Source organism: Halosegnis marinus (genome assembly GCF_029338355.1).
Taxonomy (GTDB): domain Archaea; phylum Halobacteriota; class Halobacteria; order Halobacteriales; family Haloarculaceae; genus Halosegnis; species Halosegnis marinus.
The window spans coordinates 364,086-378,305 of sequence record NZ_CP119802.1 but is presented as its reverse complement, the minus strand read 5'-3'; the positions used below and the strand labels follow the sequence as shown (position 1 = coordinate 378,305).

18 protein-coding genes and 1 tRNA gene are annotated in these 14,220 nt (G+C 69.4%); 12 read left to right on the top strand and 7 right to left on the bottom strand.

Annotated elements, in window-relative coordinates; genetic code table 11:
• Window positions 1–154 precede the first annotated feature (154 nt).
• Both P2T37_RS02175 and guaA read left to right on the top strand, forming a co-directional pair.
• Window positions 155–1,804, top strand: coding sequence for a CTP synthase (locus tag P2T37_RS02175; protein WP_276235111.1), 1,650 nt, complete (start codon window positions 155–157; stop codon window positions 1,802–1,804).
• The gene (guaA, locus tag P2T37_RS02170) at window positions 1,804–2,721 is read left to right on the top strand and encodes a glutamine-hydrolyzing GMP synthase (RefSeq protein WP_276235110.1); all 918 of its coding nucleotides are present in this window, start codon (window positions 1,804–1,806) and stop codon (window positions 2,719–2,721) included. The genes P2T37_RS02175 and guaA overlap by 1 nt, the downstream gene beginning before the upstream one ends.
• Here the strand turns inward: guaA and P2T37_RS02165 are convergent, their stop codons facing one another.
• Window positions 2,722–3,117, bottom strand: a complete 396-nt coding sequence (locus P2T37_RS02165) for a DUF7522 family protein (protein WP_276235109.1) — start codon at window positions 3,115–3,117, stop codon at window positions 2,722–2,724.
• Between the two features lie 93 nt (window positions 3,118–3,210).
• Between P2T37_RS02165 and P2T37_RS02160 the strand changes: the two genes are divergently transcribed.
• On the top strand, window positions 3,211–3,540 hold the full coding sequence (locus P2T37_RS02160; RefSeq protein WP_276235108.1) for a DUF7126 family protein: 330 nt from the start codon (window positions 3,211–3,213) through the stop codon (window positions 3,538–3,540).
• Here the strand turns inward: P2T37_RS02160 and P2T37_RS02155 are convergent.
• Genes P2T37_RS02155 through P2T37_RS02140 form a run of 4 tightly spaced genes read right to left on the bottom strand, consistent with a single transcriptional unit; the run spans window position 3,537 to window position 5,918 of the window.
• A complete protein-coding gene (locus tag P2T37_RS02155) occupies window positions 3,537–3,908 on the bottom strand; it encodes a hypothetical protein (protein WP_276235107.1) in 372 nt (123 codons plus the stop codon). The genes P2T37_RS02160 and P2T37_RS02155 overlap by 4 nt on opposite strands.
• 44 nt (window positions 3,909–3,952) lie before the next feature.
• A complete protein-coding gene (locus tag P2T37_RS02150) occupies window positions 3,953–4,660 on the bottom strand; it encodes an MBL fold metallo-hydrolase (protein WP_276235106.1) in 708 nt (235 codons plus the stop codon).
• 51 nt (window positions 4,661–4,711) lie between these two features.
• Window positions 4,712–5,536: an aldo/keto reductase gene (locus P2T37_RS02145; protein ID WP_276235105.1), complete on the bottom strand. Its 825-nt coding sequence runs from the start codon at window positions 5,534–5,536 to the stop codon at window positions 4,712–4,714.
• Window positions 5,537–5,570: 34 nt separating this feature from the next.
• Window positions 5,571–5,918 (bottom strand): DUF7975 family protein, encoded by a 348-nt coding sequence (locus P2T37_RS02140; RefSeq protein ID WP_276235103.1) that lies wholly within the window; start codon window positions 5,916–5,918, stop codon window positions 5,571–5,573.
• A gap of 99 nt (window positions 5,919–6,017) precedes the next feature.
• On the opposite strand from P2T37_RS02140, the gene P2T37_RS02135 reads away from it, so the two are divergent.
• Together P2T37_RS02135 and P2T37_RS02130 are read left to right on the top strand one after the other, a co-directional pair.
• A complete protein-coding gene (locus P2T37_RS02135; RefSeq protein WP_276235102.1) occupies window positions 6,018–6,665 on the top strand; it encodes an adenylate kinase in 648 nt (215 codons plus the stop codon).
• 43 nt (window positions 6,666–6,708) lie between these two features.
• The gene (locus P2T37_RS02130) at window positions 6,709–6,951 is read left to right on the top strand and encodes a hypothetical protein (RefSeq protein ID WP_276235101.1); all 243 of its coding nucleotides are present in this window, start codon (window positions 6,709–6,711) and stop codon (window positions 6,949–6,951) included.
• A gap of 16 nt (window positions 6,952–6,967) precedes the next feature.
• Here P2T37_RS02130 and P2T37_RS02125 read toward each other — a convergent pair whose 3' ends face one another.
• Window positions 6,968–7,822, bottom strand: a complete 855-nt coding sequence (locus P2T37_RS02125) for a hypothetical protein (RefSeq protein WP_276235100.1) — start codon at window positions 7,820–7,822, stop codon at window positions 6,968–6,970.
• A gap of 81 nt (window positions 7,823–7,903) precedes the next feature.
• Between P2T37_RS02125 and P2T37_RS02120 the strand changes: the two genes are divergently transcribed.
• The 4 genes from P2T37_RS02120 (at window position 7,904) to P2T37_RS02105 (ending at window position 11,411) form a co-directional block, all read left to right on the top strand.
• Window positions 7,904–8,785, top strand: coding sequence for a DUF106 domain-containing protein (locus tag P2T37_RS02120; RefSeq protein ID WP_276235099.1), 882 nt, complete (start codon window positions 7,904–7,906; stop codon window positions 8,783–8,785).
• A gap of 70 nt (window positions 8,786–8,855) precedes the next feature.
• A complete protein-coding gene (cmk, locus tag P2T37_RS02115) occupies window positions 8,856–9,431 on the top strand; it encodes a (d)CMP kinase (RefSeq protein ID WP_276235098.1) in 576 nt (191 codons plus the stop codon).
• Window position 9,432: 1 nt separating this feature from the next.
• Window positions 9,433–10,299, top strand: a complete 867-nt coding sequence (locus P2T37_RS02110; protein WP_276235097.1) for an RNA-guided pseudouridylation complex pseudouridine synthase subunit Cbf5 — start codon at window positions 9,433–9,435, stop codon at window positions 10,297–10,299.
• A gap of 29 nt (window positions 10,300–10,328) precedes the next feature.
• Window positions 10,329–11,411, top strand: a complete 1,083-nt coding sequence (locus P2T37_RS02105; RefSeq protein ID WP_276235096.1) for a succinylglutamate desuccinylase/aspartoacylase family protein — start codon at window positions 10,329–10,331, stop codon at window positions 11,409–11,411.
• On the opposite strand, the gene P2T37_RS02100 is transcribed toward P2T37_RS02105, so the two are convergent.
• Window positions 11,412–12,308 carry a mechanosensitive ion channel family protein gene (locus P2T37_RS02100; protein ID WP_276235095.1) on the bottom strand — a complete coding sequence of 299 codons (897 nt, stop codon included), beginning with the start codon at window positions 12,306–12,308 and terminating at the stop codon, window positions 11,412–11,414.
• A gap of 141 nt (window positions 12,309–12,449) precedes the next feature.
• Between P2T37_RS02100 and P2T37_RS02095 the strand changes: the two genes are divergently transcribed.
• The 3 genes from P2T37_RS02095 (at window position 12,450) to P2T37_RS02085 (ending at window position 14,144) form a co-directional block, all read left to right on the top strand.
• Window positions 12,450–12,520 (top strand) — tRNA-Pro (locus P2T37_RS02095).
• A 581-nt stretch (window positions 12,521–13,101) separates the two neighbouring features.
• On the top strand, window positions 13,102–13,608 hold the full coding sequence (locus P2T37_RS02090) for a type IV pilin N-terminal domain-containing protein (RefSeq protein ID WP_276235094.1): 507 nt from the start codon (window positions 13,102–13,104) through the stop codon (window positions 13,606–13,608).
• Window positions 13,608–14,144, top strand: coding sequence for a type IV pilin N-terminal domain-containing protein (locus P2T37_RS02085; protein WP_276235093.1), 537 nt, complete (start codon window positions 13,608–13,610; stop codon window positions 14,142–14,144). Before P2T37_RS02090 ends, P2T37_RS02085 begins: the two co-directional genes overlap by 1 nt.
• Window positions 14,145–14,220: the final 76 nt, after the last annotated feature.

The window sequence follows — 14,220 nt, the reverse complement described above, 5'->3', positions numbered from 1 at the left end:
CATGCCCGGGCCGTTGTGGGGACGCCGCATAAGCGTTGACCACGGGCCGAGCGGCCCCCACGTCCGTTCACCGGGCCCCGTCGCGCCGCGGGTGTCGGACGCCCGACGGGTGGGTGTTCGCAACGGTTTTGACGCACCCCTTCACACGGTCAGTATGCCGACGGAACCCGTCACGGAGTACGACCCCTCGCTGGGTCGGAAGTTCGTCTTCGTTACCGGCGGCGTCATGTCGGGGCTCGGCAAGGGCATCACCGCCGCCAGCACCGGCCGGCTCCTCGCGAACGCCGGCTTCGACGTGACCGCCGTCAAGATAGACCCGTACCTCAACGTGGACGCGGGTACGATGAATCCCTACCAGCACGGCGAGGTGTACGTGCTGAAGGACGGGGGCGAGGTCGACCTCGACCTCGGCAACTACGAGCGCTTCCTCGACATCGACATGACGTTCGACCACAACGTCACCACGGGGAAGACGTACCAGCACGTCATCGAGAAGGAGCGCGCGGGCGACTACCTCGGGAAGACGGTCCAGATAATCCCGCACATCACCGACGACATCAAGCGCCGCATCCGGGAGGCGGCCGAGGGCCACGACGTGTGTATCGTCGAGGTGGGCGGCACGGTGGGCGACATCGAGGGGATGCCCTACCTGGAGGCGCTCCGCCAGTTCGCCCACGAGGAGGACGACGACGACATCCTCTTCACCCACGTCACGCTCGTCCCCTACTCGAAGAACGGCGAGCAGAAGACCAAGCCCACGCAACACTCCGTGAAGGAACTGCGCTCCATCGGCCTCCAGCCGGACATCCTCGTCGGGCGCGCGGAGGACCGCCTCGACCCCGAGACGAAGGAGAAGATCGCCCTGTTCTGCGACGTGCCGACCGACGCCGTGTTCTCGAACCCCGACGTGGCGGACATCTACCACGTCCCCCTGATGGTGGAGGACGAGGGGCTCGACCGCTACGTTATGGAGCGGCTGGGGCTGGCCGACGAGGCCGTCCCCGCCGACGAGCGGGACAACGAGTGGCGCGAACTCGTCACCCGCGAGACGACCGGCGAGGTGGACATCGCGCTGGTCGGGAAGTACGACCTGGAGGACGCCTACCTCTCCGTCCACGAGGCGCTGAAACACGCGGGCCTCGAACGCGGCGTCGACGTGAACGTGCTGTGGGTGGACGCCGAGGAGATGAACGACACCCACCGCGAGCGACTCGAACGCGCCGACGGCCTCGTGGTCCCGGGCGGCTTCGGCGCGCGCGGCACGGACGGGAAGATAGCCGCGGTCCGGTACGCCCGCGAACACGACGTGCCGTTCCTCGGTCTCTGTCTCGGCTTCCAGATGGCCGTCATCGAGTTCGCCCGCGACGTGTGCGGCCTCGACCACGCCGACTCGACGGAGTTCGAGGAGGAGACGCCCCACCCCGTCATCGCCATCCTCCCCGAGCAGTACGAGGTGGAGGACATGGGCGGAACGATGCGGCTCGGCGCCCACGAGACGGAGATACAGCCGGGGACGCTCGCACACGACATCTACGGCGCCGAGTCGTGTACCGAGCGCCACCGCCACCGCTACGAGGTCAACCCCGAGTACATCGAGGAACTGGAGGCCGAAGGGATGACGTTCTCCGGGCGCGCCGGCAACCGCATGGAGATACTCGAGATAGACGACCACCCGTACTTCGTCGGGACGCAGTTCCACCCCGAGTTCCGGTCGCGGCCCGGCCGGGCCTCGCCCCCGTTCGTCGGCCTGCTGGAGGCGGTGGCGGACCGAACCGAGACCGCGGAAGGGGAGGTGAGCCTCTGATGGTGGACGTCGATTCCTTCATCGAGGAGGCGAAGGCCGAGATACGCGAGGAGGTCGGCGACGAGGAGGCCGTCATCGCGCTGTCGGGCGGCGTCGATTCGTCGGTCGCCGCGGCGCTCACCCACGAGGCCATCGGCGACCACCTCACGGCCGTCTACGTGGACACCGGCCTGATGCGGAAGGGCGAGACCGAGGGCATCCGCGAGACGTTCGACTTCATGGACGGGCTGACCGTCGTGGAGGCGCAGGACCGCTTCCTCGACGCGCTCGCGGGCGTGACCGACCCCGAGGAGAAGCGCCACGCCATCGGCGAGCAGTTCATCCGGGAGTTCGAGCGCGAGGCGAGGGAGGCGGACGCCCGCTACCTCGTGCAGGGGACCATCTACCCCGACCGCATCGAGTCGGAGGGGAACATCAAGTCCCACCACAACGTCGGCGGGCTTCCCGAGGCGGTGGACTTCGACGGCATCGTCGAGCCGTGCCGCGACCTCTACAAGGACGAGGTGCGCGAGGTGGCGCGCGCGCTCGGGCTGGAGGAGGTCATCTCCGAGCGGATGCCGTTCCCCGGCCCCGGCCTCGCGGTCCGCATCGTCGGCGAGGTCACCCGCGAGAAGGTGGAGGTGGCCCGCGAGTCGTGTCACGTCGTCGAGGAGGAGACGGCCGAACACGAGCCGTGGCAGGCGTTCGCCGCGGTCATCGGGAAGGCGACGGGCGTGAAGGGCGACAACCGCGTCCACGGCTGGGTCGTCGCGGTCCGCTCCGTCGAGTCGCGCGACGGGATGACCGCCCGCGCCCAACAGCTCGACTGGGAGACGCTCCAGCGCATCCAGTCGCGCATCACCGGGACGCTCGACAACGTCTCGCGGGTCGTCTACGACGTGACGCACAAGCCGCCGGCGACCATCGAGTACGAGTAGTCACTCGCCGGATTCGAGCTGTTCGCGGCAGCTGTCGACGAACTCCGTGAACTTCGAGCCGACCGACGGGTCCAGCGCGATGAGCACCGCCTCCGTGCGGCTCACGGGAAGCTGGACGACGAGCAGGTCGGCGAAGGAGAGCGTCGTCGCCTCCGGGGTCCCGAGTATCTCGCCGGCGTCGTCCGCGGAGAAGACGTTCCGCTGGACGCCACGGGCGTTCTCGATGAGGGCGTCGAAGGAGTCGGCCTCCACCACCGGGCGGACCTCGTCGCGCACCCCGAACACCTCGTATCCGTCCGCGTCGTAGGCCGCCGCGCCGAGGAAGCCGCCGGGCGCCCGGTGATTGACGAACGCGGCGACGCGGCGCGCGTCCTCGCGGACGGCCGACCTGACCATGCACCGTGACACGCCGAGCCACGGGATAAAAGTGCGCGTCGCCGCGGGCGGTGTGCCAACCCTTATATCCGACCCGGCGAACCGTCGGGTATCATGCGTGCAGTACTCGCCGGCGGCGACGGCGACGGACTCGGCGACGCGCTCGCCGCGGAGGGTGTCGAGGTCACCCGGGCCGAGGGGACGGGGGCCCGCCCCGACCTGGAGGAGGCCGGCATCGTGGACGCGGACGTGCTCGTCCTCACCGAGATGCACCTCGCCACCTCGATTCCCGTCGCCAAGGACCTCAACCCCGAGGTGCGCGTCGTCGTGTACGCACACGGCTCGCTCCCGGAGTTCGCGAAGGGACAGGCGGGCCACATCCTGGACCCGGAACTGCTCGACCCGGCGTTCGTCGCGGAGGAAGTGGCGGGAACGGCGGCCTAGTCGACCCGGCGAACCGCGGGCACGAGGCGGTCGGCTATCACGTCGGTCAGTTCCCGGCCGCCGCCGCGTACCTCCCGCTCGTAGCTCTCCATCAGTTCCTCGGCGAGCGCCAGCGCCGCCGGGCGACCGTCGATGCCCGTCCGGACCGGTTCCGTCCCGTCGAAGCTCGTCTTGCCGCCGTGGACGACGCCGACGCGCCACGAGACGCCGCGGTCGTGGATGTTCGTCGTCGCGGGGAGCACGTGGACCGCGACGGGCGCCTCGTCGTGTTCGAACAGCGTCGGCTCCTCGGGGTTGTACTTCTCGACGATCTCGGGGGGTCGCTCTATCTCCGCCCAGCCGTCGGGAGCGGGATGGCTCCGGCTCACGCCTCGAACTACGCCGGCCACGCGCAAAAGCGACGGGGGCGTGGCTACGGCGTCGCCCGGTCGGGCGCCTCGATGCGCTCGCCGAGTTCGGCGAGTCGGACGGCGCCGTCGCGGAGGAAGGGGACGCCGTGGCCCATCGCGATGACCTCGACGGCCGGTTCGGCGTCGGCGAGGTAGTGGATGGAGTCGCGGACGCGGTCGGTGTCGTAGCTGAGGTACCACGGCGACGGCGCCAGCCGGCCGCCCGACTCCGTCACGAGGTCGCCGACGAACGCCACGGAGAGCGCCTCGCTCACGTACGCGACGTGGCCGGGGGTGTGGCCCGGCGTGTGGAAGACGGTGAAGGAGCCGACGGTGTCGCCGTCCGCGACGCGCGTCACCTCGACGTCCGGCGCGGCTACGAACAGGCCGGCGAGCCGCTGGAACGCCCCCTTCCGGTTGCCGGCCGGCGGCTTCTCGTCGCCGACGAAGAAGCCCGTGTCACCCGCGCCCATGTACACCTCGGCGTCGAGGTCGAGTTCCGCCAACCCGCCGACGTGGTCCACGTCGAAGTGGGTGATGAGCACCCGTCCCACGTCGTCGAGCGAGAAGCCGGCGTCGCGGACGCCGTCGCGTATCCGCGCCGCGTCCATCGGCGTCCCGGTGTCGACGAGCGTGAGCGCGCCCTCGTCGTGGTCGCGGTCGTCGGCGAGGTACGCGTTCACGCCCCGACACTCGATACGCCACACTCCGTCCCGGAGCTGTGTGACCATGATACCTGTACAACGCCCGACGGGTTAATGACACCGCCGGCTCGCGCCGGCTCAGACCGGGAGGCGACCGCGGACGAACCCCGACAGGGCGCGCCGCTTCGACGGCCGGCGGACGGCCTCCATCTCCGCGTCCGTGAGTTCGAAGTCGAACACGTCGAGGTTCGCGCGCAGGTGCCCCGTCGAGGTGGCTTTGGGGACCGTCGCGACGCCGTCCTGCTGGACGAGCCACCGGATGGCGACCTGCGCCGCGGACTTGTCGTAGCGCGCGCCGATGTCGTCGAGCACGGGGTCGTCGAGCACCGCGCCGTGGGCCAGCGGCGAGTACGCCGTCAGCAGCACGTCGTGAATCGAACAGTAGTCGAGCAGCCCCGTCTGGAGCCAGTAGGGGTTGTACTGCACCTGGTTCGTGAGTATCGGCGCGTCCGACAGCTCCCGAGCGCGGTGGAGCTTCTCCACGTCGAAGTTCGAGACCCCGAGGTGGCGCACCTTGTCGCGGTCGCGGAGGTCGTTCATCGCGTCCAGCGTCTCCCCGAGCGGGGTCCGCTGGGCCGTGTTGTGAATCAGGAGGAGGTCCGCGTACGCGGTGTCGAGTTTCGCCAGCGACTCCTCCGTGCTCCGGAGGACGGCGTCGCGCCCGCGGTTGCCGACGTTCAGCTTCGTCGCGAGGAACACGTCCTCGCGGGCCACGTCGCTGTCGCGGATGGCCGCGCCGACCTGTCGCTCGTTGCCGTACGCCTGCGCGGTGTCGATGTGGCGGTAGCCGAGGTCGAGGGCGGTCCGCACCGCGTCGTAGCAGTCCTCGCCGGTCAGTCGCCACGTCCCCAGCCCGACGGCCGGCACCTCCGTCCCCTGCACCGTGACGTACTCGCGTGTCATGTCCCCGACTACGGGGCCGGCCCGAATAGGCGTTTCACTCGACGCGGAGCGGGTACGCCTCGGGGAGGCCGTACACCCGGCGACAGCAGTCCTCCACGAAGTCCGCGAGGTGTTTCGGGTCCGCGACCGCGGAGACGTACACCGTCCCGTCGCGAGCCTTCCGCGTCTCCGGCTGCTCGAGCTTGAACACGGGGTACTCCGAGAGTAGCTCGTCGAGCGCGTCCCGCTCGTCGTCCTCGACGAACAGTTCGAGGACGCGGTCGGCGTACCGGAGGGTGCGCTCGCCCGCGAGGACGGTGGTCGTGTCCCCCTGGCCGCGCCGCGCCATCAGTGAACGGACGAGCGTCCGTCGGCGGCCGGTCGGGTCCGTCGCGGGGTCCATACCCGAGGGTCGCCGCCGGGGGACATGAACGTCCGGGAACCGGCCCGCGACATCGGCGCCTTTCTTCAACGTTTTACCCCCGCCGCGAGAAGCGCGGGTATGACGGAGCCACACGTGCTGCTGTTGGGCGCGCCCGGCGCCGGGAAGGGAACGCAGAGCAAGCGCATCGCCGAGCGGTTCGGCGTCGACCACATCACGACCGGCGACGCGCTCCGGGCCAACAAGGGGATGGACATCTCCGAGCTGGGCTTCGAGCACGACACGCCGGGCGGCTTCATGGACGCCGGCGAACTCGTCCCCGACGAGGTCGTCAACGAGATCGTCGTCACGGCGCTCGCCGACGCGGACGGCTTCGTCCTCGACGGCTACCCGCGCAACATCGAGCAGGCGGAGTTCCTCGACGAGCGGACGGACCTCGACGCCGTGCTCCTGCTCTCCGTGCCGGACGACGAACTGGTGGACCGCCTCACCGGCCGCCGGGTGTGTCCCGACTGCGGCGCGAACTACCACGTCGAGTTCGACACGCCGGAGGAGGCCGGCGTCTGTGACGAGTGCGGCGCGGCGCTCGTCCAGCGCGAGGACGACACGGAGGAGACCGTCCGCGAGCGCCTCCGCGTCTTCCGCGAGAACACCGAGCCGGTCATCGAGCACTACCGCGGGACCGACGCCTTCGCCGAGATAGACGGCGAGGGGACGCCCGACGAGGTGTGGGACGCGGTCGCGGACGCCATCGAGTCGCGCGCCTGACGCGGACCCGCAAGCTCTTCTCCCCCCGTCGGCTCGGGGGTGTATGTACGACGACGACGGCTTCGACGAGTTCGGCGAGGAGGCACCCGGCGACGACGTCCTGCAGGTGGTCGAGCGGAGCGACGGCGTCACCGCGCGCGGCGTCGCGGGCGCGCTCGGCATCGGCACCGAGGAGGCGAAGGAGCGCCTGCGCGACCTGCGGGCGAACGGCGAGGTGGAGGAGGCCGCCGACGGGACGTGGATCGTGCCGATGCAGGCGGGCGCGGACGACCCCTACGTGTTCTGACCGCGGTCGTCGACGGCTAGTCCACGAACGGCGCGTAGAGGTCGGCCCAGTAGTCGGTCCCCTCGTAGCGGGCGAGGTACTGCCCGTTCTCGCCGGCCTCGCCGACGACGGGGTCGTGTTCGCGGAACCGCCGGGCGAGCGACTCGAAGGCGTCCGAGGCGCTCCCCTCGTAGTAGCCGTCGCCCGTCGCCGTCGCGACCACCTCCCGTTCGGCCTCCGAGAGCCCGTCGAGGGTGAAGCGGTAGCGCTCGCGGAGGTCGGCGGCGAGCGTCGCGGCGTCCGGCGCGACCCGCTCGGCCGTGTAGGTGAACTCGTAGCGCGAGGCCGGGCGCGTCTCGACGGTGACGGCGTAGGCCGTCCCCTCGTACTCGACGGCGGTCACGTCGCCGTTCACGAGCCGCGACTCCGTGGCGACCTCGGGTGCGTACACTTCCCCGACCCCGTAGCCCGTGTCCTCCGGGAGGTCGTCGGGCTTCGGGAACAGGCCGTTCAGCAGAGCGCGGTCCCGCTCGGGGAAGTCGGCGAGCGGGGTTCCGGAGCCGACCGTCTCGTACTCCGTCTCGACGGAGACGCGCGTCCCGTCCGGGGCCGGGTCGCGCTCGATGGACACCGAGTAGTAGCCGTCGGCGGTCGCGTACGGACGGTCCGTGTCTATCTGTCGCGCCGTCCCGGTCTCGGTCGCGGTGCCGTTCGCTATGAGCTCGTCGAACAGGTCGCTCTCGGGGGGGTCGCGGGCGTAGCGGTCGGCGAGGTCGGCGTCGTCGCTCACGTCCGTCATCGTCAGGACGGCGTTCGGGTGGGCACAGCCCGCGAGGGTGCCGGCGCCGGCGGCGGCGACGGTCGCGAGGAAGGTGCGGCGGCGGAGGGGCATACGTACAGCTGTGTGACGGCCCGTTGAGTGTCTTGGGGGCGACCGCAGGAGTCAAACCCTCCCGCTGGCAAGGGAGGGGCAATGGCACGAACGGCCGAGAAGGTCGAGGACCTCGTCCGCGAGGACCCGTCGCTGCGCGACTCCCTGGAGTTCCTCCTGGAGCGCGACGGCGCGGTGACGTGGGGCGAGGCCTCCGGGGAGCTGTCGAGCGGGCAGTGGGGCCGGCTCATCGAGAAGGGTATCCTCGCCGACGCCGGCGAGGGGTTCGAACTCGCCGACCCCGAGGGGGTCCGCGAGGGGCTCTCCTCGGACGGCGACGCCGACGTCGAGGAGATAGACGACGACTCCTCGTGGTCCACCTACGACAAGCTGGCGGGACTCGGAGCGCTCGGGATGTTCGCGGGCTACTCCATCGGCCCGGTGCGCAACGCCATCGGCGGGACGCTCGACGTGGTGCTCGGTCCCATCGACGCCGCGCTCCCCTTCTACGGCGTTATCCTCGTGCTCGCGACCGTGACGGGGTTGTACAGCACGCTCCTGCAGGCGAACCTCATGGACACCGAGAAGATGGGGAAGTACCAACAGCGGATGAAGGACATGCAGGAGCGGCGCAAGGCCGCACAGGAGCGTGGCGACGACGAGGAGCTCGACCGCATCCAGGAGGAGCAGATGGAGGCGATGGGCGACAACCTCGGCATGTTCAAAGAGCAGTTCCGGCCGATGGTGTGGATCATGCTGCTCACCATCCCGGTGTTCCTGTGGATGTACTGGATGATCCTCTCGCCCGAGCAGGCGGTCACCCCGCAGACGGTGACGCTCCCGCTCATCGGCACGCGCGAGTGGACCGCGGGCGTGCTGGGGCCGCTGCAGGCGTGGATCCTGTGGTACTTCCTCTGCTCGATGAGCTTCAATCAGCTGCTCCGCAAGTCGCTGAACATCCAGACGACGCCGTCGGCCTCGTAGGGCCGCCTCGCGGCCCCACGCGCCCGCGCCGAAGGGCAACCCATTTGGCCCCCACCGACGGAGTGGTTACATGCTGATTACCATCTCGGGCCCCGCCGGGAGTGGCAAATCAACCGCGGCGGCCGCGCTCGCCGACCGCCTCGGTTACGACCACACGTCCGGGGGCGACATCTTCCGCGACCTCGCCGCCGAGAAGGGCCTCACGCCGCTCGAACTCAACAAACTGGCCGAGGAGGACGACGCCATCGACCGCGACCTCGACCGCCGGCTCCGCGCGCTCGCCGCCGAGGCCGACGAGCTCGTTCTCGAATCCCGCCTCGCCGGGTGGATGGCCGGCGAGCACGCCGACTTCCGCATCTGGCTCGACGCGCCGCTCGAAGTGCGCGCCGACCGCATCGCCGACCGCGAGAACAAGGACGTCGACCTCGCACGCACGGAGACGGAGGCGCGCGCCACGAGCGAGGCGAAGCGGTACGACGAGTACTACGGCATCGACATCCACGACCTCGCCATCTACGACCTCGTGCTCAACACCGCGCGGCTCGACCCCGACGGCGTCGTGGAGGCCATCGAGACGGTCGTGAACGCGTACAGCCCCGCGGGCGACGAGGGGAAGACGCCCGTCGCCGTCGACTACGAGTTCTGAGATGCGCGGCGCCCCCGACGACCGGACGCCGGAACAGCTGCTCGGCTTCGGGGTGGTCAACCTCGACAAGCCGCCCGGCCCCTCCGCCCACCAGGTGGCCGGCTGGGTGCGCGACCTCGCCGGGCAGGAGCGGGCGGCCCACTCGGGGACGCTCGACCCGAAGGTGACGGGCTGTCTGCCGACCCTGCTCGGCGACGCGGTGCGGGCCGCACAGGTGTTCGACGACAGCGTGAAGGAGTACGTCGCGGTGCTCGAACTCCACAAGCCCGCACCCGCGGCGCTCGAATCCACCGTCGCGGAGTTCGAGGGGGAGATATACCAGAAACCGCCGCGCAAGAGCGCCGTCTCGCGCCGGCTGCGCACGCGGACGATACACGACCTCGACGTGCTCGAAGTCGCGGACCGGAAGGCGCTGTTGCGGGTGCGGTGTGCCTCGGGGACCTACGTCCGGAAGCTGTGTCACGACATCGGCCTCGCGCTCGGGACGGGCGCGCACATGGGCGCGCTCCGGCGCACGGGGACCGGCCCGTTCGACGACACGACCCTGCACACGATGCACGACCTCCACGACGCCCTCGTCGAGTGGCGCGAGCGGGACGACGAGGCGCCGCTCCGCGAGGTCGTTCTCCCGGCGGAACGCGCGCTCGCGGGAATCCCGCGCGTGACGGTCGCGGCGAGCGCGGCCCCCGAAATCGCGGAGGGCGCGCCCGTCTACGCGCCGGGCGTCCTCGACGCGGAGACGGACGAGCCGGGGACGTTCGTGGCCTGCTACACGCCCGACGGCGCGGCCGTCTGTCTCGGCACGCTCGTCGGCGACCCCGGGGCCGACTCGGGAACGGTCGTCGAACTCGAACGCGTCCTCGTCTGATTTTTCCCGCGGGCGGCCGACGCCCGGGTATGGAACTCGGCACCGCGACGACGACGCCCGGCGAGCGCGCGACCGGCTGGCTCCCCGTCACGGAGATGCCGACCGGCGGGACCGAACGGCTTCCCGTCGTCCTCGTGGACGGCGCGGCCGACGGCCCGACGGTCTGGGTGACGGCGAACGTCCACGGCAACGAGGTGGTTGGGCTCGCCGTGGCACAGGACCTCGCGGCGGCCCTCGACCCGGCCGACGTGTCGGGACGGGTGGTCGTCGTCCCGACGGCGAACCCCGCCGGCCTCCGCCGGAAGGCGCGCCGCTCCTACTACGGCGACGAGGACCCGAACCGGAAGCTCCCCGACCCGCACGACGAGGCGACGGAGCCACCGTCGGTGCAGGAACTCGTCGGCGAGCGGCTCTACGAGGCGTTCACGGAGACGGTGCCGGCCGACTACCTGCTCGACCTGCACACGGCCGGCGCGGGGGCGATTCCCTTCACCATCCGCGACCGGGTGCTGTACGGCGCGGCGCGAACCGAGGACGACGCGCGCCTGCTCGCGGGCGACGTGGCCGCGCTCGCCGAGGCCGTCGGCCTGCCCGTCGTCACGGAGTACCCGCCCGAGGAGTACACGGGGAAGTCGCTCCAGCGGTCGGTCGCGGGCGCGGCGCTCAACGGCGCGGGCGTCCCGGCGCTGACGCTCGAACTCGGCGAACACCGGCACGTCCGGCCCGACCACCGCGCCGCGGGGCTCGCGGCGGTCTATCGGGGGCTGGTCCACGCGGGCGTCCTCGACGCGGTGCCGGCCGAGGTAGCCGAGGCCGACCCCGGCGTCGAGGCCCCCGTCGAGTACCCGGTGCGGCGGTTCCGCGGGCCGCGCGCGGAGCGCGCGGGCGTCGTCCGGCATCTGGTCGAACCGGGGGCGGCGTTCGCCGAGGGCGACGCCGTCGCGGAGGTGCGGACGGTCCACGGGGAGGTGACGGAGACGGTGACGGCCGAGCGCGACGGCTACGTGCTGGGGCACGCGGAGGGCGCGCTCGCCTACGAGAACGACCCCGTGTGCAGCGCGGCGGTGCGCGACGACGGCGACCTCGTCGCGCCGCGCGAGGGAGAGGAGTAGTCAGTCGGCGGCGGGTTCGCCCGACTCGACCCGCTCGATCTCGATGCCGCCCGTGAGTTGCTGGTGCGGGTACGGCATGTCGATGCGCTCCGCGTCACACCGCTCCTTGACGGCCTGGACGTACTCCGAGCGGACGCGGACGAAGTCCGAGCGGTCCGGCTCGTCGATCCAGAAGCGGGACTTCAGGCCGACGTAGGAGTCGGCGAGTTCGGTCAGGCGGACGGAGACCGGCGGCTCGTCGAGTATCTCCTCGTGCTTCTCCGCCTCCTCGACGATGACCTCCTTCGCGTGGTCGATGTCGTCGTCGTAGCCGACGCCGAAGAGGAACTGGATACGGAGCTTGTCCTTCGCGACGGGGTTCGTGATGGCCGTGTTCGCGAGTTCGGAGTTCGGCACGGTGATGAGTTCGTTGTCGAACGTGCGGACGCGCGAGACGCGGAAGGAGATGTCCTCCACGACGCCGACGTTGCCGTCCCACTCCACCCAGTCGCCGATCTGGACCTTCGGGTCCGCGATGAGGAACACGCCGGCGACGAGGTTGCCGATGAGGTCCTGCGAGGCGAAGCCGACGGCGAGCGTCAGCGCCGCGGCGATGGTCGCCACGGAGGCGAGCAGGTTCCCGAAGCCCGCGATGGCGAACGCGACCGCGAGGCCGACGAACGCGACGCCCGCGAGCGTCAGTTTCCGCGCGGGCTTGACGAGCGTGTCGCCCACGCCGCGCGCCCGGAGCACCCGTTCGACGGCCGGCACCGCGACGGCCTTCCCGACGACGTACACCACCGCCAACACGAGGACGAACGTCACCGCGTCGGTCGCGAAGTCGATGCCCTGCGGTATCAGCTGGTTATCGACGTAGTCGGCGATACGCGCCCCGAGTCCCGCCTGTAGCGGTAACATCTCTACCGACGGGGACTCGCGGCGACAGTATAATTCCGGGGGAATCGGTCACGAACGGGGGGCGCGAGGGCCCGCGCGACACGCCCCGCGGCCCGGCGAAACGACACGCTTAACAGTCGAACCGTACTCCCTCAGTGTACCGGGACCGTGGGGTAGTGGTATCCTCTGCGGATGGGGTCCGTAGGACCCGAGTTCAATTCTCGGCGGTCCCACTCTCGAAACCCACAACGAGCGACGCGTAGGCCGTACGCGCCGCGCACCGGCCGTTTCGCTGCTCGGAAGCGGGTCGGTTTCGGTGGTCCTCGACGACGCGCTCGTCGGAGCTTTCGGGGTGGTGCTATCCGGCTGCAGGACTGATAGCCGCGACTGTCGTCGTGTCGGCTCCGCCGGTTCGCGCGTCGGTGTGACCCGACCCTCGACTCGGGACTCGGCGGTGACTGGAAATCCCTGACGACTCCCGACGCGGACCGCCGGGGCATTCGTGGCCAGTTCCGAGTAATCATACTTGTGCTTGATTCGATGAGCTTGCAGTAGGCGAGCTAAAACGCATGATTCTGGTAACCATTGTCAGACATGCGTCCGCTGTATGTCATTCTCACGACGCGAGAACGGCCCGACCCTTTATGAGGGTAAGCCGAGTCTAATCCTCTAAGCGATCGGCTCTCGGACGAAGCCAAAGGAAGATAGGACGCCGAGGACGGTTTGCCCCCGTCCGCGGTACGATTCCGCCTATGACGATAGGCGGGAAATAGCTTCCGACGCTTCTGTTCCCGGCCGTCGCTGGAAATCAACGATGAACATCAAGAATCTGTTCGACGACGAAGATGCCGTTTCGCCGGTCATCGGGGTCATCCTGATGGTCGCGATTACGGTCATTCTGGCCGCCGTCATCGGGACATTCGTCCTGGGACTCGGCGATCAGGTCCAGAGTAGTGCACCGAACGCGAACTTCCAATTCCAGTACCCTTCGGCAGACTACGAATCCAGTTCGCTCGAAGCGGGTGACGTGATAGAGATCACTCACAACGGTGGGCAGGACGTTTCTGCCTCCAACCTGGACGTCCAGGTTGGGAGCGCGATTGTAATCGATTCACCGGGCGACGACACCTCGTCGGGCTACATCCCGAATGCTTCGTCGGCTTGGTCCAGTACGGTTTCCACCGGTAGCACGCTTACGCTCGTGGAACCGAACGCGACCGCTGGCGACCAGTTTGAGGGTGGCTTCACCGTCCGCGTCGTGTGGACATCGCCCTCGGGTGGCTCGTCGAACACAATCGGTAGCTCCACGGTCCCGAACTAATGGACCTCAAGCAACTGTTTAGTGAGGAAGACGCGGTGTCGCCGGTCATCGGGGTCATCCTGATGGTCGCGATTACCGTCATCCTCGCGGCCGTCATCGGGACGTTCGTGCTGGGGCTGGGCGACCAGGTGCAGTCGAGCGCACCGAACGCGAACTTCCAGTTCCAGTACGAAGACACGAACCTTAACGGAACGGCTACTATTGAGACGACGGTGACTCATAATGGTGGCCAGGACGTTGACTCGTCGGCTGTTGAGGTTCAAATCGGTGGTGAGACAGCGTACGCGACGCAAGTAGCCAGTAATGAGATTCAGACGACGGACGGATTTACTGGCACACTCTCGACTGGTTCAACCGCCTCGTTCAACGCTACCAACGCTGGTAGCCCGGCAGCCAATGCGAAGGTTGTCGACAGCGCTGGGACCTTCACGAACGGTTTCACCGCCATCTCCGGCGGCGACACCGTCCGCGTCATCTGGACCTCGCCGAATGGCGGCAGCTCCAACACCATCGGCTCCTCGACCGTTCCCAACTAACTGACGCTCCGCGCGTCAGCTTTCCTTCTTTCAACACCGACCAGCCACGGCTACCCCCGTCGCTTTTTGTATCTAC